Raw genomic sequence first — 21,964 nt, 5'->3', positions numbered from 1 at the left:
ACTTCCTTGGTCTGGCTGTTCGGAAACTGAGGCTTTGGAGGGAGGGTTAGCCGAGCAGCTTGCGCTGGCGGTTCTTGTGGCCGGTGTAGGTCTGGTAGGCCTGCTGGGTGGATTCGAGTTCGGAAACGGCGGAGACGGGCACGTCCCACCAGGATTCGGAGCTCGGCGCGTCCAGCAGCGGGTCGGATTCGACGTGGATCACGATCGGGCCGCCGCGCTCCGGGGCGGCCTTGGCGTCGCGGATGGCCTGCTCGAGCTCGGCGATGGCCTTCTCCCCCGGCTCGATCCGGATCACCTTCACGCCCAGGGATTCGGCGTTCAGGGCCAGGTCCACCGGGAGGGTTTCGCCCTCGTCGAAGCTGTGGTGCTCCTCGTCCAGTACGCGGTACTGGGTGCCGAAGCGCTGCGAGCCGAGCGATTCGGACAGCGATCCGATGGAGGCGTAGCCGTGGTTCTGGATCAGGACCACGATCAGTTTGATCCGTTCGGCAACGGCGGTGACCAGTTCGGTGTGCATCATCAGGTAGGAGCCGTCCCCCACCATGACGACGACGTCGCGCTGGGTCCCGCCCTTGGCGGCCTCGGCCAGCGCTGCGCGCTTGACGCCCAGCCCGCCGGGGATTTCGTAGCCCATGCAGGAGTACGCGTATTCGACGTGGTAGCCGAACGGGTCGCGGACGCGCCACATCTTGTGCAGGTCACCCGGCAGGGAACCGGCGGCACAGATGACCACGTCGGTGGCGTCCATGGCCCGGTTGGTGGCGCCGATAATCTCGTTCTGTGCCGGCAGCGGGCTGAACCGGGTGTCGAAGGCCGTATCCACCGTGGTGTTCCAGCGCTGTTTCTCGGCGGCGATCTTCTGCTCCAGGTCGGCGCCCACGCGGTAGCCGCCCAGGGCCTGGTTGAGCTTAACCAATGCCTTGCGGGCGTCGGCGACGATCGGCAGCGAGGTGCCGTGCTTATACGCGTCGATCGGTGCGACGTTAATGTTGATGAACTTCAGGTCCGGGTTCTGGAACGCGGTCCGGGACGCGGTGGTGAAGTCCTCGTAGCGGGTGCCGATGCCGATGATCAGGTCCGCTTCGGCGGCCAGTGCGTTGGCCGCCGTCGTGCCCGTGGAACCGATGGCACCGAGGGAGAACTGGTGGTCCCACGGCAGGACGCCGACACCGGCCTGGGTGTTGCCCACCGGGATGCCCGTCAGTTCGGCGAACTCCGCCAGTTCCTCATTGGCGTAGGCGTACAGGACACCGCCGCCGGCGATGATCAGGGGACGCTTCGCGGCCCTGATGGCTTCGGCGGCGCGGCGGATGTCGTCGTCGTCCGCTTCGGGGCGGCGGATCCGCCACTCACGCTCGGCGAGGAATTCCTCGGGCACGTCGAAGGCCTCGGCCTGGACGTCCTGGGGCAGCGAGATGGTCACCGCGCCGGTCTCGGCCGGGTCGGTCAGGACCCGCAGGCCGTGGTGGAACGCGGAGAACAGCTGCTCCGGGCGGGTGACGCGGTCGAAGAACTTGGACAGCGGCCGGAACGCGTCGTTGACCGTGAGGTCGTAGGCGTAGGGCTGTTCGAGCTGCTGCAGGACCGGGTCCGCCGCCCGAGTCGCGAAGGTGTCGGACGGCAGCAGCAGGACCGGCAGCCGGTTGGTGGTGGCCAGGGCGGCGCCGGTGAGCAGGTTGGACGAGCCCGGGCCGATGGAGGTGCTGATCGCGAAGGTCTGGCGGCGGCGGGTGTGCCGGGCGTAGCCCACGGCCTGGTGCGCCTGGGCCTGTTCGTTGCGGCCCTGGTAGTACGGCATGATGCGCGGGTCCGCGGCCTGGTACTGCTTCAGGGCCTGGCCCACACCGGCCACGTTGCCGTGCCCGAAAATACCGAACGTGCCCGGGATCAGCCGCTCGCGGAAATCGACCCCGCCAACGGAATCAACGGTGTACTGCTTGGAAAGGTATTCGACCACGGCCTGCGCCACGGTCATCCGGCGGGTTCCTGTTCCCATCGTTTACTCCGATACTTCTGCTGTGTGGGCTGATGCGGTGTGGTGGAGGAGCGAAGCGGCCGCGGCGACAGCGCCGGCAACATCGCCGTCCTGCGGGTACAGCAGGGTCCGGCCGACGGTGAGTCCCTGCACGCCAGGGAGGGCGAGGGCGGCTCCCCAGGTGGCGAAAACCTCATCCTGGGTGCCCGCCGGGTCTCCGCCCAGCAGCACGGTGGGCATGGTGGTGGCGGCCATGACGCGTTCCATCTCGGCCACAACGGGCAGCTTCATCCAGGTGTAGGCGCTGGTGGACCCCAGACCCTCGGCGATGGCAATCGACTTGATGACGGCGTCCGGGGACAGGTCGTTGCGGACCCGGCCGTTCTCCCGAACCGACAGGAAGGGCTCCACCATGGCGATGAGCCTGCGCTCGGCCAGCGAATCGATCGCCTTCGCCGTAGCCTCCAGCAGCGAGACGGTGTCCGGGTCACCGAGGCAAATGCGGGTCAGCATCTTGCCGCCGTCCGCGCCCAGCTCTTCCAGTGCCGCGGCGGTGTGACCGGTGAAACGGTCGTCGAATTCGTTGACCAGGCCGGTGAGGCCGCCGCGGTTCATCGAACCGAACACGAGCTTGCCCTCCAGCGCCCCCAGGAGCAGCAGGTCGTCCATGATGTCCGGGGACGCCAGGACGCCGTCCACTGCCGGGTTGGCCAGTGCAATCTGCAGCCGGTCCAACAGCTGGCGGCGGTCGGCCATGGCCACGGGGTCGTTGCCGACGGCGAGGGCTCCGCGGGCCGGGTGGTCGGCGGCGACGATGAAGTTCTGCCTGCCGTACTTCAGGCCGGGGTGGCGGCGGCGGGCCTTGGCTGCCCGGGCCACGGCGTCCGGGTCTTCGAGCCGGATGCTACTCAGGTGCTCGTAGCGGCGGGGGTTGTCATCCACCGCGAGGGTCGTGGTGCCGGGGTTGAGGCTCACAGGGCCGCTCCTTCGGGGATGGGGGTGCCGGGAACAGCACCGGGAACAAGCCGTCCGCGCTCGGCGAGCAGGGAGGTGACCTCAGCCGGGGTGGGCATGGCATCCGCGCAGGACAGCCGGGAGGCAACAATGGCGCCGGCAGCGTTCGCGTAGTCCAGGACCTGGGCCAGCGGCCAGCCGGAGAGCAGGCCATGCACGAAGGCGCCGCCAAAGGAGTCGCCGGCACCCAGACCGTTGACGGTCTCCACCGGGACGGGGGCGGAGACCACGCGCTCGGTGCGGGTCTTGGCCATCACGCCTTCCGGGCCGAGCTTGACGACGGCGATTTCCACGCCGGCGTCCAGCAGGCGGTCCGCCTGTTCATCCGGGCTGCCCGGGCCAACGGCCACGGAACATTCCTGGTCGTTGCCGATCGCGACAGTGACGTGCGGCAGGATGCGGGCCACCTGCTCCCGGGCTTCCTCCTCGGAGGCCCAGAACATGGGGCGGTAGTCGAGGTCCAGGACGGTGTACTGGCCTTCCGCCAGGCCGGTGCGGGGCCGTGCTTCGTGGGCCTTGATGTGTGCTTCGCGGCTCGGCTCCTGGCACAGCCCGGTGACCGTGGACCAGAAGATCCCGGCGTTGCGGATGGCGTCCGTATCGAGCTCGTCGGCCTTGATCTGCAGGTCAGGCGCCGTCGGGAAACGGCCGTAGAAGTACAGCGGGAAATCATGCGGCGGCTGGATGGCGCAGAACGTGGCGGGCGTCTGGAGCCCCGGGACCGGGCTGACGAAGGAGTCGTCGACGCCGAACTTCTCCAGTTCGCGGTGCAGGTACTGCCCGAACGGGTCATCGCCGGTACGGGTGATGACCCCGGTCCGGCGGCCATGGCGGGCGGCTGCAACAGCAACGTTCGATGGCGAGCCGCCGAGGTACTTGCCGAAGGACGTGACATCCTCCAGCCCCACCCCGATGTCATTCGGGTAGATATCAACGCTGATTCGCCCGATCGTGAGCAGTTCGTGGGTCACGGTGATCGTGGACCTTTCTTTTGGATCTCAACCTCTAAGCAGCCGAACGGCCAAGGCTCCGGCGTTCCGCGGCCCCGTGAGCGGGACCACATGAACTACTGTGCCCTAGAATTTATGTCCTGTCAAAAGTTTGTACTGACATACTTACAACAAGCAGAACTCGCTCCAAAACCGCGCGTTGCGGAGCTGCCGACACGGGTCGACAGGGGTGCTATTTCCGCACTTATTTCTTCGGGACGGCGAGCTCGCCGGTAACGTACTGGGCGCGGCCGAACCCGAAGGACCAGTCTCCCGCCGTGTTCTCGACGTATCCGATGAAAACGTCCTCGCCGGCGACCCCCAGCCCCGCCAGCTTCGCCGCCACTGCCGCAAAGAGGCTCTGCTTCGCCTCCTGACTGCGCCCACCCTGGGTGAAGATCTGGATCATGATGACGTCGCGGGTGCGCTCAAATCCGAGGCCCGCATCCTGCGCCACAATCTGGCCCGGCGCATGTTCGGTGACAATGTGGAAGTAGTCGCGCTCCGGGATGCCATACTCGGCCAGGATGGCATCATGGATGCCCTGGCTGAGGCGGTTGAGTTCGTCCTGGCTGCGCCCAGAGTGAACGTCGATTCGTACGAGTGGCATATGCCCTCCTTTGATAGTTTGTCCTGACATACTATCAAAGCATCGGCGGCGCGCAAGGTTTTCGTGTTCGTCCGCCCAAGCAGGTAGCAGCAGATGGCGTTCTGAGCGCTCAAAACGCCATCTGCTGCTACATACTCGGGCGCGGGCCCGGCTTAAACGGCCGACGGCGGCCGGTGACCTTCAGGGTGAAGGTCACCGGCCGCCGTCGGACGATGTGGTTGCGGTGCAGGCCCTACCTGGCCAGCACCTCCTCGAGCCGCTCGTAGCCGTCGCTCAGGCCGCTTTCCATGCCTGATTGGGCCATGCCGTCGCGGGCCTCCATGGTGGGATAGACCGAGTGGCCGCGGAGCCTGCATCGGCCGCCGCCGAGATCCTCGAAGTTCATGAATTCGATGCTGACGATGTCCGGGTAGCCGCTGAACTCAAAAGTCTGGATGGCAAACTCATTTTCCCGGACAGTGTGGAAGATGCCGCTGAACGCGTAGGACACGCCATCGGGGCCAGTGTGGTTGTACAGGTAGCTGCCGCCGCTGCGGAAGTCATAGTGGTCGATGTCCACATTGGTCCCACGCGGCCCCAGCCACTGGGTGATCAGCTCCGGTTCTTTGTGGGCACGGAACACCTCGGCGACCGGGAAATCGAACTCACGCTCGAAATCGATGAACGGGACGCCGTCGGGAACGGTGAGTTTCAGCGCGTTGCTCATTGTCTGTCCTTTTGACTACTGCCGTGTGGGGCGGTGTTGGTGCGGAGTACGGCATCGAGACTGCGGAACTGCGCCTCGCGGACCAGCCGGTACTGGTCGATCCACGCGGTAAGTGCTTCGAGCCGTGCGGGGTTCAGGTGCACGGGCCGGCGCTGCGCGTCACGGCTTCGCGTGACCAGCTGCGCCTGCTCGAGGACCTGGATGTGCTTCGAGACCGCCTGCTTGGAGATCGCGAAGGGCTCGGCCAGTTCATTGACGGTGGCAGGCCCCCGGCTAAGCCGGGAGATAAGCTGGCGGCGCACCGGATCCGACAGGGCCAGGAAGGCCGCATCCAATAGGTCGTCGTCATTGCTCATGTCCACTGTCATTGCCCTGGCTCTATAATCAACCTAATTGTTTATCAACCATCTGGTTGATAAACACCATAGACCTCGCCTCGCTGACAGACAAGGGGTTAAACGAAGAAACGCGGGGTCACCCTGCGCCCAATCCGGGGGGTGGATTGGGCTGGGAGCGACCCCGCGTTGCCTGGGGTGGTGCTTAGAGCGCTGCGTAGACTTCGCGCAGCAGCTTGGCGGTCTCGGACGGCGTCTTGCCGACCTTCACGCCTGCAGCCTCGAGGGCTTCCTTCTTCGCCTGGGCGGTACCGGCGGAACCGGAGACGATGGCGCCTGCGTGGCCCATGGTCTTGCCTTCCGGCGCGGTGAAGCCAGCCACGTAGCCGACAACCGGCTTGGTGACGTTGGCCTTGATGAAGTCGGCGGCACGCTCTTCGGCGTCGCCACCGATTTCGCCGATCATCACGATGGCCTTGGTCTCCGGGTCAGCCTCGAACGCAGCCAGGGCGTCAATGTGGGTGGTGCCAATGATGGGGTCACCGCCGATGCCGATGGCCGTGGAGAAGCCGAGGTCGCGCAGTTCGTACATCATCTGGTAGGTCAGCGTGCCGGACTTGGACACCAGGCCGATGGGGCCCTTGCCGGTGATGTTTGCCGGGGTGATGCCAACGAGAGCCTCGCCCGGGGTGATGATGCCGGGGCAGTTCGGTCCGATGATGCGCGTGACCTGGTTGCCGTCGGCGTCGACCTTGGACTGTGCCAGTGCCCAGAACTCGGCGGAGTCCTGAACCGGCACGCCTTCGGTGATGACGACGACCAGGCCGATGCCGGCCTCGATGGCTTCAACGACAGCGTTCTTGGTGAATGCCGGCGGGACGAAGACGATGGAGACGTCGGCGCCGGTCTCTGCCATGGCTTCCTTGACGGTGCCGAAAACGGTGATCTCGTTTTCGCCGTGCAGGACGGTGGTGCCGGCCTTGCGGGCGTTAACGCCGCCCACAATGTTGGTGCCGGCCTTGAGCATGAGGGCGGTGTGCTTGGTGCCCTCGCCGCCCGTGATGCCCTGGACGATGACCTTGGAGTCCTTGTTCAGATAAATAGACATGTTTTCTTTCCTAGATCTCGACAGGCTCGATCAGCGGGCGTTGGCGAGCTCGGCGGCCTTGTCGGCGCCCTCGTCCATGGTGGCGGCCAGGGTAACCAGCGGGTGGTTGGCCTCGGCGAGGATGCGGCGGCCCTCTTCGACGTTGTTGCCGTCGAGGCGGACAACCAGCGGCTTGTTGGCGGAGTGGCCCAGCTCGGCCAGCGCGCCCACGATGCCCTTGGCAACAGCGTCACAGGCGGTGATGCCGCCGAAGACGTTGACGAACACGGACTTGACCTGCTCGTCGCCCAGGATGACGTCCAGGCCTGCGGCCATGACCTCGGCGGAGGCTCCGCCGCCGATGTCCAGGAAGTTGGCGGGCTTGACGTTGCCGTGGTTCTCGCCGGCGTAGGCGACGACGTCCAGGGTGGACATGACGAGGCCAGCACCGTTACCGATGATGCCGACTTCACCGTCCAGCTTGACGTAGTTCAGGTCCTGCGCCTTGGCCTTGGCCTCCAGCGGATCTGCGGACTCCTTGTCCTCAAGCTGGGCGTGCTTGGGGTGGCGGAATTCGGCGTTCTCGTCGAGGGTGACCTTGCCGTCGAGGGCAACGATCTCGCCCGCACCGGTCTTGACCAGCGGGTTGACCTCCACGAGGGTGGCGTCTTCCTTCTTGAAGACGTCCCAGAGCTTCAGAATGACGCCGGCGACCTTGCCGCGCAGTTCTTCAGCGAAGCCGGCGGCTGCGACGATTTCATCAGCCTTGGCCTGGTCGATGCCCACGGCGGGGTCGATGGCTACCTTGGCCAGGGCCTCGGGCCGCTCAACGGCGAGCTGCTCGATCTCCATGCCGCCTTCTACCGAGCACATGGCCAGGTAGTTGCGGTTGGCCCGGTCCAGAAGGACGGAGAAGTAGTATTCCTCGGCGATGTCCGCACCCTGGGCGATCATCACCTTGTTGACGGTGTGGCCCTTGATGTCCATGCCCAGGATGTTGGTGGAGTGCTCAAGTGCCTCGTCGGCGGACTTGGCAACCTTGACGCCGCCAGCCTTGCCGCGGCCACCGACCTTAACCTGTGCCTTGACGACAGTTACGCCGCCGATCTTCTCGGCAGCTGCCTTTGCTTCTTCAGGGGTGTGCGCCACGATGCCGGCGAGCACGGGTACACCGTGCGCTTCGAACATATCGCGCGCCTGATATTCAAACAGGTCCACGGTTTGTGTCCTTCTACGTCGAAGTAGTTTCTGTACAGCCGGACAACACCAAAAGGTGCGGACCGGGCTGCGGAATTAAGGCGCCCTGCGGCAGGTCCGGAAACGAGCCACGCGGCGCAATGCTCCTGTGGGAACTCTAGTCCTTTGGAGGGACCGGCCCGTTCCAGACTACCTGTTCTGTGAGTAAGGACACTATTCTATGGAGCGTAGAAAAACCCCGGGATTACGGGGTTTTTGAGGCCTCGGCGGGCGCCGTTTGGACGTTTTTGCCGCTCGCGGAGATGAGTTCGTAATGATCCCGGCTGATAAAGAAGCCGACGCCGCCTGAGACGTTTCCGCAGGCCACTCCGGAGCGGTATGCGGAGCACCGCAGGCCGTTCCGTTCGAGGTTGCCGCCCTCGGGCAGAACGGGAAGCTTGGAGATGGGCCCGTTGCGCGTGCCCATCGGCCCGTATTCGGCCTCCATCTGGGTGACGCCGGACCGGCATTCACCGTACCCGGCCCGGCTTGGCGTCAGGAGGGCAGCACCGCCCAGATATCCGAGTCCGGTGCCCGAGCAGTCGTCACCGATGTCCGCTGGTGCCGGCGCGGGATACACGGCGAGCTCGCAGTGCGCCACGGGCACAGTCGCCAGTTTTTGGTTGTCGGAGTCGCTGAAGCTGTTGGTTTCGTAGGGCAGATTCAGATGGGGTCCGCGGGCCGAGGTGAGGGCGCACACCACGTTCCGGTCCGCGGTGACGAACGCCAGCACGTCTTCCCCTGCGGCGAACCCCGCCGGGTCTGTGAGCGGTGCCTGTTTGAGCTGTTCCAGGGAAGGCAGCGGCGGCGGAGCGGTGTACTCCGGATCCGCCACGGTTACCGAACAGCCGGCCAGGGTCATCGACAACAGGGCCACCGGGACCAGGGCCATCGAGACCAGCAGACCCCGGCCCGCAGCAACGCGAGCCAGGCGCCGCACCGCCACGCTCAGGCGTCGATCTTGGTCAGCGGCGCGTAACGGAGCAGCAGCCGCTTCTCACCGACGTCGAACTTCACCTTCGCTACGGTCTTGTCCCCGGCGCCTTCGACGGCGAGCACAGTGCCGTTGCCGAAGCTGGTGTGGTTGACCTTGTCCCCCACGCTGACCGCAATGACTTCTTTCTGAGGCTGCACCCGGTTTTTCGCGACGGCGGCCGGGACGTCGGCGTTGAAGCCCGCGGAGGAATCAGCCCTGGTGCCGCGGGGCGATCCGGCGCCCCAGAAGGATCCGCTGTACCGGTTGGATCCGATGGCGGCGCCGCTCCCCCAGCCGCCGGCCTGCCGGCTGGTGCCTTCGCGCTTCCATTCGACGAGTTCGGAGGGGATTTCCTCCAGGAACTGGCTGGCCGGGTTGTACTGGCTTTGCCCCCACATGTTGCGGACCTCGGAACGCGTGACGTACAGGCGCTTCCGGGCGCGCGTCAGTCCCACATAGGCGAGCCGGCGCTCCTCCGCCAGTTCCTTGGGGTCCGTTGCGGAACGCTGGTGCGGGAAGAGCCCGTGCTCCATGCCGGTCAGGAACACCACGGGGAATTCGAGGCCCTTGGCCGTGTGCAGCGTCATGAGCGTGACCACGCCCAGCCGCTTGGCTTCAGCCACCGCGGCGTCGATGTCCGCGCCGGGGGCGTCCGGGATCTGGTCGGCGTCGGCCACCAGGGACACCTGCTCGAGGAAGGCGCCCAGGGATCCTTCGGGATTGTCGCGCTCGTATTCACGGACGACGGCGACAAGCTCGGCGAGGTTCTCCACCCGGGATTGGTCCTGCGGATCGTTGCTGGAGCGCAGCGTGGCGAGGTAGCCGGTCTGTTCCAGCACCGCCTCGAGCGCGGCCGCGGCGCCGGAACCTGCGGCGACCTCGGCGAGGTCGTCCAGAAGCTTCACGAAGCCGAGCACCGCGTTGACGGAGCGGGTGGCCATGCCGGGCGCCTGGTCGGCGCGGCGGGCCGCAGCCATGAAAGACGTGCGCTCCCGCTCGGCGAGGGCCGCCACGGCACCCTCGGCCCGGTCCCCGATCCCGCGCTTGGGTTCGTTGAGGACACGGCGGAGGTTGACGTCGTCGTCCGGGTTGACCAGCACGCGCAGGTACGCCAGGGCGTCCTTGATTTCCTTGCGTTCGTAGAACCTGGTGCCGCCCACCACTTTGTACGGCAACCCGACGCGCACCAGGACGTCCTCGATGGAACGGGACTGGGCGTTGGTGCGGTAGAAGATGGCGACGTCGCCGGGGCGGAGGTTGTCCTCGTCCTGGAGCCGGTCGATTTCCTTGGCAATGAACTGGGCTTCGTCGTGCTCGTTCTCGCCCACATAGCCGATGATCTTGTGGCCTTCGCCCTCGGCCGTCCACAGCCTCTTCTCGGGGCGGTTGGGGTTGCGGGAGATCACGGAGTTGGCCGCGCTCAGGATGTTCTGGGTGGAGCGGTAGTTCTGCTCCAGCTTGATGGTGCGGGCGGCGGGGTAGTCCTTCTCGAACTCCACGATGTTCCGGATGTCCGCGCCGCGGAACGCGTAGATCGACTGGTCCGAGTCGCCGACGACGGTCAGTTCCGCCGCCCCCGTCCCCTCGCCGACGATTTCCCGGACCAGCGCATACTGCGCGTGGTTGGTGTCCTGGTATTCGTCCACCAGGACGTGCCGGAACCGGCGCCGGTAGGAATCCGCGAGTGCCGGGAACGCCCGGAACATGTAGACGGTCTGCGCGATCAGGTCATCGAAGTCCATGGCGTTGGCCTGGCGCAGCCGCTGGGTGTAGCCCTTGAAGACATCTGCCACGGCGCTTTCGAACGGGTCGCTGTGGTTGGCAGCGGACGCGAAGGAGTCGTCGTCGATCAGTTCGTTCTTGAGCGCGGAAATCTTGTGCTGGATGGCTTTGGGCGCGAACTTCTTGGGATCCAGGTCCAGGTTTTTGGCCACCAGCGTGATCAGCCGCAGGGAGTCGGCGGAGTCGTAGATGGAGAAGTTGGAGTTCAGGCCGACGTTGGCGGCCTCGCGCCGCAGGATCCGCACGCAGGACGAGTGGAACGTGGAGATCCACATGGCCTTGGCCCTGGCGCCCACGAGGGCCTCGATGCGTTCACGCATTTCCGCGGCGGCCTTGTTGGTGAACGTGATGGCCAGGATCTCGCCGTGGTGCGCCCGCTTGGTGGCAATCAGGTAGGCGATCCGGTTACTGAGGACACGGGTCTTGCCGGAGCCTGCACCGGCCACGATCAGCAGCGCGCTGCCGGAGTGTTTGACCGCTTCCTCCTGCTGCGGGTTCAGGCCGGCAAGCAGCGCCCCGGCATCAGGGAGCTGGTGCCGGGCGTGCTCCTCTCCCGGGCTCCCGCCAGCCGGTCCGGCCGCGGGGCCAGCTGCCGGGCGGGGCGCGGATTCACCCGGGCCGCCGCCGAACGCGGGCGTCATCAGCCCTGTTTCGGGGCGCGACTTGGTGATGGCACCGGCGTGGGAACCAGCCTTGAACGGACCGTCAGCGTAGGGGTCAAACAACATATCCATGGTGACTACAAGTCTAGGCGGTGGGGCTGACACCGGATTCCGCCCTGTGGATAACCCGGTGCGGGCAGGTCCGCGGGGAGTTCCGGACGTCAGATCCAGCCGGAGGAAATCTAGTCGACAGAGCCCGACTCGAGGGCGGCACGCAGCTGGTGCACCGCCGTCGTTCCTCCCGCCATGAACCATTCCAGGCCGTTGACGTGGACGCTGCAGGCGACGCCGCCGGCGGCCGTCACGATCGCTTTCCCGGGAAGCCAGTCCCATTCGGGGCAGCTGTGCTGGAACCAGCAGCCAAGCTGCCCGTCAGCGACGCGGCCGAGGTCGCACGACCCGGACCCGAGCATCCGCAGCGTCGCGGCCGACGTCGCGGCGGCGTGCCACGGCATGGCGCACATCGGGTCGGAGAGCCAGCGCGGGTGGATATAGGTGGCGGCGCCGAGGTGGGACAGGTCGGCGGCGTTGCGGTTGGTTCCGTCCTCCCTGAAGGTGGTGACGGGATCGCCGTTGAGGGTGGTGGCGCGCTGCTTGCCGCCGATCCAGAGTTTGTCCTCCTCCGGCTGGAATATGGCGCCGAGCAGCACATCGGATTCGTCCTTGAGGGCGATGGCGGAGCACCAGTAGGTGGAGCCCTGCAGGAAGTTGTAGGTGCCGTCCACCGGGTCGATGACCCAGGTCCGCCCGCTGCTGCCGCGCACCGCTGCGCCTTCTTCGCCCAGGACGCCGTCGTCCGGGCGGCAGCGCTGCAGCTGCTCCAGCACATACGCTTCGGCCGCATGGTCTGCGGCGGTGACGACGTCGGAGATTGAGGTCTTGCGCTGGGCGTCCAGGCCGCCCTGCCGCATCAGCAGCGCCAGTTGCCCGGCCTCGCGGACCAGTTCGGCCGCCAGCTGATAGTCGTCGAGCTCGGGGCTCAGGTTGGTGGCGCTGTGTCTGCCCAGTTTGTGTTTGCCCAGTTCCGTCACGGTTCCCACCCTATCGGCGCCGGGCACGCCCTGCACAGCAGGCGGCGGTGCACAGCGGGCCTGGTGTGCTCTGGGCGATAATGGGCACATGGCCAAAACACCTGCACAGCGGATCAAGAAGCACGGCGCGAGGGCCGCAGTACCCCAGCACCACCTGCCGCCGGTGATCAACCCCGGCACGGACCGGACTCCCGCGAAGGCGCAGAACAACGCCAGCCTGATTGTCATCGCCGGCGTGGTGGCCAGCCTCTTCCTGTTCTGGTACGTCCACCTGCTGACCCTGAACCAGCTCACCCAGCTGTCCGGCGGGCTGGCCATGCCCGATTCCCTGGTCGGCGGCTTCGACACCGGCTACGCCGAGCAGCTCCGCCGCGCCCTGGACGCCGACGGCCGCGGCCAGCTCAATTACGTCCACAAGACGGCGGGCACCCTGTTTCCGCTGATCTTCGGCTTCACCTGGCTGCTGCTGATCGGCACCAACGTGGCCCGGAAGGCGCTGCGATGGGCGCTGTGGGCGCTGCCGCTGCTGTTCGTGGTGGTCCGGCTGTGGGGCAACGTCACCATTGATTCCATGATCGCGGCGGTAAACCTCGACGCCGGCCAGGTCGCCTTGGCGTCGGGCCTCACCGTGGCCGGCTGGGTACTGTTCGTGGCCAGCCTTATCGCCGGCGGCGCCGCCGTTCTCCTGGGGCGCCGGTCCTCGAAGAAACCGGCGGCGCAGCAGGAAGCCTAGGCGCTCCGGGCAGCCCGGGCCCGGGCGAGCGCCCTGCGCACCTGCCGTTCCTGCCGGACGCGCTGGGCGATGACCAGGCCGGCGGTGGCGAGGCCGATGGTGATCGGATAGCCCATCAGCCGTTCCAGGGTTCCCGGCTCGGGGACGTCCAGGCCGGTGACGGCCGCCGCGACGAGCGCGGCCGCGGACACCCCGCCGGAGGCCAGAACGAACCAGCCCAGCGGCGACTGGCGGAACCACAAGGCGCCGAGCAGCAGCAGCGCCAGGGAGCCGGCGATGAAGTACATCACGGCCCCGGCGTAGTGCCAGCCCGATTCCAGGTCCTCCGGGACCAGCCCCACAATGATCGTGCCTGTGCCTGCGGCACCGGTGAGGATCCGCGCCGCCACCGCCGAGTACCAGGGCACTTCACCGGAGTGGCTTGCCGCCACCCGCACGCCGGCCCGGGCAGCCACCCGCAGCAGCGCCGAGCTCAGCAGCAGCGCGCCCAGCAGCATGCCCAGGCCCTGCACCACGAAGGAGGAATTCATCAGTACGTGCAGAGGCGAACAGATGCTGCGGCCGTCAAAGACGCCGCAGCTCACGGCGCCCAAGTCGCTGATGAGGCCGGTCCGACGGCTGTAGGGGTCGGGTCCGGCCCAGGCGCCGATGACCGCCGCCTCCGCCACGAAATACTGGACCACGCTGAGCACCGCCCATGCCCCGATGTACTGCCGCGTGGAGGCGGTGTCTGGCAGGAACGTTGCCCGGGCGAAAGGGACTTGAGCTGCGGCGGCCATGCCAAGAGCGTAGTACGCGCCGTCACCTTGTATGCTTGTAAGCGTGCCCGAACGGGCCGGTCCAAAACCCGGCAGCGGCGGGCGCCCGCCCTCGTAGCTCAGTGGATAGAGCACGGCTCTCCTAAAGCCGGTGTCGTTGGTTCGATTCCAATCGAGGGCACTTGAATCTGCAGCACCCGCCCGGACTCCGCGACTATCTGCTGGGCACAACGCCGGCTGACCCCGCATCCCCCGGCCGTGCCCAGACAGGGCATTGGTCCGTGGAACGGACCCTGCTGGACCGGGCCGCCGGCACCCGCGGCACCTTCACCGGCGTCGTGATCTTTTCCCCCGACGGCGACGGCGGGCTCCACTTCCACGAGGAAGGGACCGTGGTCTGGCCCTCAGTGAAGTGGCCCGCCGGGGACTTGCCGGCAGAGCAAGGCGACACCTTCACCGGCCCGGCCACCCGCGACTACCTGCTCAGGCCCGCCGACACGCCGGACGCCATGGACATGCTGTTTCCCGACGGGCGCCCCTTCCACCGGATGAGCTTCTCGCCGGAGGCCAGCCAGGACCGGCACTGGTGCGATCCGGACACCTACCGCGTCACCTACGTGTGCCACGGCGAGAACGAGTTCAGCTACGTCTGGGATGTCACCGGCCCGCGCAAGGACCTGCTGCTGGAGTCAGTCCTGCGGCGGCTGCCAGAACCGCCGCGGCCGCAGACGGGCTAGGCTCGAAACCGTGAATCCGCGCATCATCGTTTCCGCCGTGTGTGTCTACGACGCCGCTGGCCGGCTCCTCACCGTCCGCAAGCGCGGCACGGACAAGTTCATGCATCCCGGCGGCAAGCCCGAACCCGGCGAGACCGCGGTGCAGGCCGCCGCGCGGGAGCTCCAGGAGGAAGTCGGCATCATTGTAGATCCGCGGGAACTGACCCTCATGGGCGTCTGGCTGGCCGATGCCGCCAACGAGGCAGCCACGGAAATCGAAGCCACCGTCTTCACCGCGCCGGGGACCTGGGTGGCCCACCCTTCCGCGGAGATCGCCGAGATCCGGTGGCTGGACCTCACGGCGGAACTGCCCGGGGACCTGGCACCGCTGCTCACGGACCACATCCTTCCGGCGCTCGCGGAATCCGGGCGCTGACGCTTTGGGCGCTGACACGGCGCCCCGGCCACCGGGCAACGACTCAGTATTCCGGAACGGCTTCCTCTGCCACTGCCGTGGCCTCGGCGAACTGGGTCCGGTACAGCTCGGCATAGCGGCCATCCGCGGCCAGCAGCTCGGTATGGGTGCCGCGCTCCACAATTTGCCCGTCCTCCACCACAAGGATGGCGTCGGCCGCGCGGATCGTCGAGAGCCGGTGGGCAATAACGACGGCGGTGCGGCCTTCCAGCGCAGCGCCCAGCGCCGCCTGCACGGCGGCTTCGTTCGTGGAGTCCAGCGCGGCGGTCGCTTCGTCGAGGATGACCACGCGGGGCTGGGCGATCAGCAGCCGGGCAATCGTGAGCCGCTGGCGTTCACCGCCGGAGAGCCGGTAGCCGCGCTCCCCCACCACGGTTTCCAGGCCGTCGGGAAGGGACCGGATCATGGTTTCGAGCCGGGCCTGGCGCAGCACCGACCACATGTCCTCGTCGGTGGCCTCCGGGCGGGCCAGCCTGAGGTTGGAGGCGATGGTTTCGTGGAACAGGTGCCCGTCCTGGGTGACCATGCCCAGCGTGGCTCGGATGGAGTCGAAGGTCAGGTCGCGCACGTCCAGGCCGGAGGCCGGGCCGGTGCCGCCGAGGCGCACGGCGCCGGAGTCGACGTCGTACAGCCGGGACAGCAACTGGGCCACGGTGGACTTGCCGGCGCCGGAGGAGCCCACCAGGGCGACGGTCTGCCCCGGTTCCACCCGGAAGCTGATACCGTGCAGCACCTCCTCGCCGCCGCGGGTGTCCAGCGTGGAGACCTCCTCCAGTGAGGCCAGCGAGACCTTGTCCGCGGAAGGGTAGGAGAACCGCACGTCGTCGAACTCCACTGCCACGGGCCCGGGCGGGACTGCCAGCGCGCCGGGCTTTTCCTGGATGAGGGGCTTGAGGTCCAGGATTTCGAAGACCCGTTCAAAGCTGACCAGGGCGCTCATGATTTCCACGCGGGCGTTGGACAGCGCGGTGAGCGGCGCGTACAGCCGGGTAAGCAGCAGCGCCAACACCACGACGTCGCCCGGGGCGAGCTGGCCGCCGATAGCCAGCCAGCCGCCTAGGCCGTAGACCAGGGCGAGGGCCAGGGCGGAGACGAGCGTCAGCGCCGTCACGAATGTGAACTGCAGCATGGCCGTCCGCACACCGATGTCCCGGACCCGGCCGGCACGCAGCGCGAACTCGCGGGATTCGTCGTCGGGCCGTCCGAAAAGCTTCACCAGGGTGGCACCGGGGGCGGAGAAGCGCTCCGTCATCTGGGTGCCCATGGCCGCGTTGTGCTCGGCTGCCTCGCGCCGCAGGTCAGCCAGCCGGGAGCCCATCCGCCGGGCGGGGATGAGGAAAATCGGCAGCAGGATCATGGCCAGCACGGTGACCAGCCATGAGGTATTGAGCATCACCACGAGGGTGAGGATGAGGGCCACCACGTTGCTGACCACTCCGGACAGGGTTCCGGCGAAGGCGGACTGCGCGCCGATGACGTCGTTGTTGAGGCGGCTGACCAGCGCGCCGGTGCGGGTCCGGGTGAAGAACGCGATGGGCATTCTCTGGACATGGTCGAACACCCTGGTGCGGAGATCCACGATGACGCCCTCGCCGATGGTGGAGGACAGCCAGCGGCTCACCATGCCCAGGGCTGCTTCGGCCACCGCCACGCCGGCGATCAGGGCCGCCAGCCGGATCACTTCGCCGGAATCGGCGCGGGCAACGATCGTGTTGACCACCTGGCCAGCGAGCACCGGCGTGGCCACCGCCAGGAAGGCCATGGCGACGGACACGGCCACGAACGCGATCAGCCTGCCGCGGTGCGGCCGGGCAAAGCCGAGAACGCGCTTGAGGGTCTCCTTGGAGAACGGCCGGGAGCCGCTCTTGGCCCGGGTGATGTTGTAAAGCGAGCGCCAGGCGACGCCGTCCATGCTCATCTGTTCTGCTCCATCTTGCCTGCCGCCAGTTCGGTGACGACGCCGTTGTCCACGTTCCAGCGCACGTCCAGGCGGACGTTTTCCAGCAGCCGCCGGTCGTGGGTGACCAGCAGCAGGGCGCCGTCGTAGCTTTCCAATGCTTCTTCCAGCTGCTCGATGGCCGGGAGGTCCAGGTGGTTGGTGGGCTCGTCCAGGACCAGCAGGTTCACTCCCCGGGCCTGCAGCAGGGCCAGTGCGGCGCGGGTCCGCTCCCCCGGCGACAGCGAGTCCACCGTGCGCGCGGTGTGGTCGGCCTTGAGACCGAACTTCGCCAGCAGCGTGCGGACCTCGGCGGACGTGTAATCCGTCAGGACGGCTTCGACGGCGTCAGCCAGCAACAGTTGCCCGGCCAGCAGCCCGCGGGCCTGGTCGATCTCGCCGACGGCCACCGACACACCGCGGGAAGCGTCGCCGGAGTCCGGTTCCTGTGCCCCCAGCAGCAGCCGGAGCAGCGTCGACTTGCCGGCCCCGTTCGGCCCGGTGATGCCGATCCGCTCGCCGGCGTTCAGCTGCAGGTTCACCGGGCCCAGGGTGAAGCTGCCCTGCCGGACCACGGCATCGCGCAGCGTTGCCACTACAGAACTGGACCGCGGCGCCTGACCGATAGTGAACTGCAGCTGCCACTCCTTGCGCGGTTCTTCCACCACGTCCAGGCGGGCGATGCGCGATTCCATCTGCCGGACCTTCTGGGCCTGCTTCTCGGACGATTCGGTGCTGGCCGCGCGGCGGATCTTGTCGTTGTCCGGGCTTTTCCGCATCGCGTTCCGGACGCCCTGTGAGCTCCATTCCCGCTGGGTCCTGGCCCGGGACACCAGATCGGCTTTGGTCGCGGCGAATTCCTCGTACCGTTCGCGGGCGTGCCGGCGCGCGACGGCCCGTTCCTCCAGGAAGGCCTCATAGCCGCCGTCGTACACGGCCACCGAGTTCTGGGCGAGGTCCAGTTCCACGATGGAGGTCACGCAGCGGGCGAGGAACTCGCGGTCGTGGGAGACCAGCACCACGCCGCCGCGAAGGCCCTGCACGAAGGCTTCCAGCTTGGCTAGGCCGTCCAGGTCCAGATCGTTGGTGGGCTCGTCCAGGAGCACGACGTCGAAGCGGCTCAGCAGCAGGGCGGCGAGGGCCACGCGCGCAGCCTGGCCGCCGGACAGCCCGGTCATATCGGCGTCGGGACCGACGTCCAGGCCAAGGTCCGCGAGGACGGGGGCTATCCGTTCGTCCAGGTCCGCGGCGCCTGAGGCCATCCACCGGTCAAAGGCCACCGAGTAGGCGTCGTCGGATCCGGGGGCTCCCGACCCCAGGGCCTCGGCCGTGGATTCCATCTCAGCGGTGGCTTGGGCGCAGCCGGTGCGGCGGGCGATGTAGGCGGCGACCGTTTCGCCGGCCTTGCGTTCGTGTTCCTGTGGGAGCCAGCCCACGAAGGCGTCGGCCGGCGCGAGGCTGACGGTGCCGTCCTGCGCCTGGTCCACGCCGGCAAGGAGCCGCAGCAGCGTGGACTTGCCGGCACCGTTGGCGCCGACCACGCCCACAACGTCCCCGGGAGCCACTGTGAGGGACAGCCCGGAGAAGAGGGTGCGGTGATCATGACCGCCCGAAAGGTCCTTCGCAACAAGGGTTGCAGTCATCAATCCATCCTCTCACCGCTGCCCGTTTTTACCCGAAAATTCAGGCGGGCATGAAAGAACCCGCTGGTCCGGACTTGGGGGGTGTACGGACCAGCGGGTTCGACCATCTAGCATAGTTGAAGCGGCGCGCTACGTAAAATCGAGGCCGGCGGGCCGCGTCTCCGCACCACCCCCGCCCGTCAGCAGAGAGCGTTCCATGCCCCTATCCGCCAAGGCCTTCCAGCGCTGGCTGCACGGCGTCGCGCCGGACGCCAGCGTTGCTGATGTGGCCAGGGCGTCCGGGGTCAAGCGCACCACCCTGGCCCAGCAGCTGGTCCGCGGCAAGGTGGCCGAGGCAACCGTTGTGGGGATCAGCCGGGCCTTCAATATCAACCCGGTGGCAGCGCTGGGCTCGTTTGAGTCTTATCAGGATCTGGGACAACCGCCGGTCCCGCCGACACTGCAGGAACTGGTCAGCCAGATCGCCACGGCGGACCTGCTGCACGCCATCATTGCCCGCACCGAGATCATTGCCCGGACCGATCCGGACACCGGCACAGGCGCTGGTCCGCCCGAACTTAGCCCGCCGCCGCACGCCACCTCCGTGAAGAACTGGGTGGACGCCATCGACGACGGAGAACTCCGCCACCGGGTCTCCGCCGCCACCGGCGTCGCCCCGCAGAACTACTCCGCCCAGCTGACCGCCAACCGGCTCGCCCCGGAACTGGCCGTCGCCACCTCCCGCGCCGCCGGCGTCGGACTCGCAGGCGGACTCGTCGCCGCCGGGCTGGTGACCGAAGCCGAGGCCGGCTGGCCGCCCGGCGCACGGCAGGCGGCCCTCGATCTGCTGACCGACGGCGAACTGGCCGTTCTGGCCGGCGAGCGCCTCCACGCGCTCGGCAAGGCCCTGCGCCGGCAGGAACACGACCAACGACAAACCGAAACGATCTGGGAGAACCTCGGATGATTGAAATCCTGCAATGGACCACCCTGATCGCGTCCGGCGCCGCCGCGCTGAGCCGGATCCCGAACCTGGTCCGCCGGAAAAACAGGTCCATCTTCTATGCCCTGGCGCTCCTGACGCTGGCCATCCTGCTGAGCATCCGCGGTCCCTACCTGGCGATCGATACCCTGCTGGGCGGCACAAACGTGGCCAACCTCCTGCTGCGTTTCATCATCTTCGGGGCCATCTTCTTCCTTGCCCTGCGGATTGTGGCCGGGTTTGGGGACAGCCGTGGCGTCCAGCTGATCCGGGGCCGCGCCGGCATGCTTGCCCTGGGACTGATTTCTGCCGTGCTGGTGGTGTGCTTCGTCCTGATGGACACATCGGGCTCATCGGCGGGGCTCGTGGACGTGGCAGCCAAGAATCAGAAGAACGCCCTCCTCGTCGAGTACTACGGCGCCGCGGGCCGGGCCTACCCGGCTTATGTGTGCCTGGCGATCCTGCCGGGGATGCTGCGGGCCGTCAGGAGCCCGCTGCCCGCCATGCTCCGGATGAGCGCGGCGCTTCTGGCCGTGGGCAGCATCGCGATCCCCCTTTCGTTGCTGTTCCCTGTCGTGCCGCCTGGGCTCGGATTCTTGCGCTTCGTTGTCAATTACACAGCCATCCTGTGCTTTGTGGCAGGCCTGGTTCTCATCTGGGTAGCCAGCGGCCGGGCCGGCCGGAAGCACGGGCGTGTGTCCGCCCAACGCCGTTAGTATGGGTCAAACATTCGTTCAGCAGAGAGCGTTTCATGCCCCTCCCCGCCAAAGCATTCCAGCGCTGGCTTAGTGGCGTAGCACCGGATACCAGCACGGCCGATATTTGCAGGATCTCGGGAGTCAAGCGCACCACCCTCGCCCAGCAGATGGTGAGGGGGAAGGTTGCCGAGACCACAGTCGTGAGCATCAGCCGGGCCTACAACATCAATCCGGTTGCCGCACTGGCCACGTTCGACACATACAGCGGACTCGCCAGTTCTTCCCTCCCGCCCACCGAGAAGGAACTGGTCAGCCAAATCGCCACCGTCGATTTGCTGCGGGCGGTCATTGTCCGCACCGCGCCCGAAGGTTCCACCGGCCCGGGCCAGCCTGGACTCAGTCCGACTCCGCATGCCACCTCCGTGAAGAACTGGGTGGACGCCATCGACGACGGCGAACTCCGCCACCGGGTCTCCGCCGCCACCGGCGTCGCCCCGCAAAACTACTCCGCCCAGCTGACCGCCAACCGGCTCGCCCCTGAGCTGGCCGTCGCCACCTCCCGCGCCGCCGGCGTCGGGCTGGCCAGCGGACTCGTGGCCACCGGACTAGTCACCGAAACCGAGGCCGGCTGGCCACCCGGCGCCCGGCAAGCGGCCCTCGACCGGCTCAGCGACGGCGACCTCACCGCCCTGGCCGGCGAGCGACTCCAGGCGATGGGCAGGACCCTGCGGCGGCAGGAACAGGACCAGGAGCAGACCGAACGAATCTGGGAGAACCTGGTGTGAGCGAGATTCTCCCGTGGGTAACACTGGTGGTTTGCAGCGCTGCCGCCCTGGCCCGGATCCCGAGCACCATGCGTGGAGTCAATCCGGCCCTGTTCTTCATTTTCCTGCTGGCGACGGCCGCCGCGGTCCTGAGCATCGAACAGTTCTATGTGGCCATCGACGGGGCCCTGGGCGGCCTGAACATTGCCCACGTCCTGCTGCGCCTGATTGTCTTCGCCACGATCTACCTCATCGCAGTCCGCGTCACCAAGGGGTTTGGTGCCCCCGATGCCCACCGCATGATCGCCGGCCCTCCCGGTCTGGCCGTGCTCGCGATTTTCTCCGTGGCCCTGGTCGCGGTCTTCCTCATGATGGCCCCCGCCGCGTCGTCGGTCCGCTTCCAGGACGCCGGGGCGGCAAGCCCGCGGAATGAGGCCCTGCTGCCCTTTTACTGGGCCGCGGCCCGGGGCTACCTGGCGTATGTCTCCCTCGCACTGCTGCCCGCCCTGCTCCGCAGCGTCAAGGAACGCCTGCCCCTGCCGGTCAGGACCGGGGCTGCCCTGATGGCGGCCGGAGCAGCTGCCACCGTCGCCGGTCTCTGCCTTGAGTTTTCGCCCGCGCAACTGCTCCCCATAGCGCCGGCGGTGAACAACGGGGCGGTGGTTTTCTACACATCCGGCCTCGTCATGGTCTGGCTGGCACGGGTAAAAGCCGCCCAGCGCAGGAGTCACGGAACGTCATCTACCGAAAGGTAGCAAACCGGGATTCACAAAATCATTAGACCGTGAGAGAATCATGAATGTGTGAAAGCAGTTGCTGCCTGGCTCACAAGCTGTGGCGCCTGCCGGATCGCACATTGGGGGGATGAGTGGTGGCG

Annotated in this window: 21 protein-coding genes and 1 tRNA gene; 8 read left to right on the top strand and 14 right to left on the bottom strand. The window is 67.3% G+C overall.

Going from position 1 to position 21,964, the window contains the following annotated elements; translation table 11 throughout:
- Positions 1–46 precede the first annotated feature (46 nt).
- From iolD to ABRP34_RS18835, 11 genes are all read right to left on the bottom strand, one after another.
- On the bottom strand, positions 47–1,996 hold the full coding sequence (iolD, locus tag ABRP34_RS18885) for a 3D-(3,5/4)-trihydroxycyclohexane-1,2-dione acylhydrolase (decyclizing) (RefSeq protein WP_353711328.1): 1,950 nt from the start codon (positions 1,994–1,996) through the stop codon (positions 47–49).
- Positions 1,997–1,999: 3 nt separating this feature from the next.
- A complete protein-coding gene (locus tag ABRP34_RS18880; RefSeq protein WP_353711327.1) occupies positions 2,000–2,950 on the bottom strand; it encodes a deoxyribose-phosphate aldolase in 951 nt (316 codons plus the stop codon).
- The gene (gene iolC, locus ABRP34_RS18875) at positions 2,947–3,960 is read right to left on the bottom strand and encodes a 5-dehydro-2-deoxygluconokinase (protein ID WP_353711326.1); all 1,014 of its coding nucleotides are present in this window, start codon (positions 3,958–3,960) and stop codon (positions 2,947–2,949) included. The genes ABRP34_RS18880 and iolC overlap by 4 nt, the downstream gene beginning before the upstream one ends.
- A 223-nt stretch (positions 3,961–4,183) precedes the next feature.
- Positions 4,184–4,588, bottom strand: coding sequence for a tautomerase family protein (locus ABRP34_RS18870; protein WP_353711325.1), 405 nt, complete (start codon positions 4,586–4,588; stop codon positions 4,184–4,186).
- 232 nt (positions 4,589–4,820) lie between these two features.
- Positions 4,821–5,294 carry an SRPBCC family protein gene (locus tag ABRP34_RS18865; protein WP_353711324.1) on the bottom strand — a complete coding sequence of 158 codons (474 nt, stop codon included), beginning with the start codon at positions 5,292–5,294 and terminating at the stop codon, positions 4,821–4,823.
- Positions 5,291–5,650 (bottom strand): metalloregulator ArsR/SmtB family transcription factor, encoded by a 360-nt coding sequence (locus ABRP34_RS18860; RefSeq protein WP_353711323.1) that lies wholly within the window; start codon positions 5,648–5,650, stop codon positions 5,291–5,293. The genes ABRP34_RS18865 and ABRP34_RS18860 overlap by 4 nt, the downstream gene beginning before the upstream one ends.
- Before the next feature lie 184 nt (positions 5,651–5,834).
- Positions 5,835–6,737, bottom strand: coding sequence for a succinate--CoA ligase subunit alpha (gene sucD, locus ABRP34_RS18855; RefSeq protein ID WP_003804619.1), 903 nt, complete (start codon positions 6,735–6,737; stop codon positions 5,835–5,837).
- Positions 6,738–6,767: 30 nt separating this feature from the next.
- Entirely contained in the window at positions 6,768–7,934 is a 1,167-nt protein-coding gene (sucC, locus tag ABRP34_RS18850) for an ADP-forming succinate--CoA ligase subunit beta (RefSeq protein ID WP_003804621.1), read from the bottom strand.
- Positions 7,935–8,157: 223 nt separating this feature from the next.
- The gene (locus tag ABRP34_RS18845) at positions 8,158–8,844 is read right to left on the bottom strand and encodes a hypothetical protein (RefSeq protein WP_353713406.1); all 687 of its coding nucleotides are present in this window, start codon (positions 8,842–8,844) and stop codon (positions 8,158–8,160) included.
- 56 nt (positions 8,845–8,900) lie between these two features.
- Complete coding sequence (gene pcrA, locus ABRP34_RS18840) at positions 8,901–11,444, bottom strand: DNA helicase PcrA (protein ID WP_353711322.1); 2,544 nt, start codon at positions 11,442–11,444, stop codon at positions 8,901–8,903.
- 110 nt (positions 11,445–11,554) lie between these two features.
- Positions 11,555–12,403, bottom strand: coding sequence for an inositol monophosphatase family protein (locus ABRP34_RS18835; RefSeq protein ID WP_353711321.1), 849 nt, complete (start codon positions 12,401–12,403; stop codon positions 11,555–11,557).
- A gap of 88 nt (positions 12,404–12,491) precedes the next feature.
- On the opposite strand from ABRP34_RS18835, the gene ABRP34_RS18830 reads away from it, so the two are divergent.
- Positions 12,492–13,136, top strand: coding sequence for a hypothetical protein (locus ABRP34_RS18830; RefSeq protein ID WP_003804629.1), 645 nt, complete (start codon positions 12,492–12,494; stop codon positions 13,134–13,136).
- Here ABRP34_RS18830 and ABRP34_RS18825 read toward each other — a convergent pair.
- A complete protein-coding gene (locus ABRP34_RS18825) occupies positions 13,133–14,029 on the bottom strand; it encodes a hypothetical protein (RefSeq protein WP_353711320.1) in 897 nt (298 codons plus the stop codon). The two genes, ABRP34_RS18830 and ABRP34_RS18825, sit on opposite strands and share 4 nt — an antisense overlap.
- Between ABRP34_RS18825 and ABRP34_RS18820 the strand changes: the two genes are divergently transcribed.
- The 3 genes from ABRP34_RS18820 to ABRP34_RS18810 all read left to right on the top strand — a co-directional run bounded on the left by ABRP34_RS18820 (position 14,003) and on the right by ABRP34_RS18810 (position 15,046).
- A tRNA-Arg gene (locus tag ABRP34_RS18820) sits at positions 14,003–14,075 on the top strand. The genes ABRP34_RS18825 and ABRP34_RS18820 overlap by 27 nt on opposite strands.
- A gap of 1 nt (position 14,076) precedes the next feature.
- Positions 14,077–14,631: a DUF6314 family protein gene (locus ABRP34_RS18815; protein ID WP_353711319.1), complete on the top strand. Its 555-nt coding sequence runs from the start codon at positions 14,077–14,079 to the stop codon at positions 14,629–14,631.
- 10 nt (positions 14,632–14,641) lie between these two features.
- On the top strand, positions 14,642–15,046 hold the full coding sequence (locus tag ABRP34_RS18810) for an NUDIX domain-containing protein (protein ID WP_003804634.1): 405 nt from the start codon (positions 14,642–14,644) through the stop codon (positions 15,044–15,046).
- Positions 15,047–15,089: 43 nt separating this feature from the next.
- On the opposite strand, the gene ABRP34_RS18805 is transcribed toward ABRP34_RS18810, so the two are convergent.
- Together ABRP34_RS18805 and ABRP34_RS18800 are read right to left on the bottom strand one after the other, a co-directional pair.
- A complete protein-coding gene (locus ABRP34_RS18805) occupies positions 15,090–17,003 on the bottom strand; it encodes an ABC transporter ATP-binding protein (RefSeq protein ID WP_003804636.1) in 1,914 nt (637 codons plus the stop codon).
- Positions 17,000–18,664, bottom strand: a complete 1,665-nt coding sequence (locus ABRP34_RS18800) for an ABC-F family ATP-binding cassette domain-containing protein (RefSeq protein ID WP_353711318.1) — start codon at positions 18,662–18,664, stop codon at positions 17,000–17,002. Before ABRP34_RS18800 ends, ABRP34_RS18805 begins: the two co-directional genes overlap by 4 nt.
- 196 nt (positions 18,665–18,860) lie before the next feature.
- On the opposite strand from ABRP34_RS18800, the gene ABRP34_RS18795 reads away from it, so the two are divergent.
- Genes ABRP34_RS18795 through ABRP34_RS18780 form a run of 4 tightly spaced genes read left to right on the top strand, consistent with a single transcriptional unit; the run spans position 18,861 to position 21,842 of the window.
- A complete protein-coding gene (locus ABRP34_RS18795) occupies positions 18,861–19,610 on the top strand; it encodes a hypothetical protein (RefSeq protein WP_353711317.1) in 750 nt (249 codons plus the stop codon).
- Positions 19,607–20,341 (top strand): hypothetical protein, encoded by a 735-nt coding sequence (locus ABRP34_RS18790; RefSeq protein WP_353711316.1) that lies wholly within the window; start codon positions 19,607–19,609, stop codon positions 20,339–20,341. The genes ABRP34_RS18795 and ABRP34_RS18790 overlap by 4 nt, the downstream gene beginning before the upstream one ends.
- Before the next feature lie 35 nt (positions 20,342–20,376).
- Positions 20,377–21,108 (top strand): hypothetical protein, encoded by a 732-nt coding sequence (locus ABRP34_RS18785; protein WP_353711315.1) that lies wholly within the window; start codon positions 20,377–20,379, stop codon positions 21,106–21,108.
- Positions 21,105–21,842 (top strand): hypothetical protein, encoded by a 738-nt coding sequence (locus ABRP34_RS18780; protein ID WP_353711314.1) that lies wholly within the window; start codon positions 21,105–21,107, stop codon positions 21,840–21,842. The genes ABRP34_RS18785 and ABRP34_RS18780 overlap by 4 nt, the downstream gene beginning before the upstream one ends.
- Positions 21,843–21,964: the final 122 nt, after the last annotated feature.

The organism is Arthrobacter sp. K5 (assembly GCF_040448525.1).
GTDB lineage: Bacteria > Actinomycetota > Actinomycetes > Actinomycetales > Micrococcaceae > Arthrobacter > Arthrobacter globiformis.
Note: the sequence above shows the minus strand (reverse complement) of the source record. Positions and strands in the feature narration are given on the sequence as shown.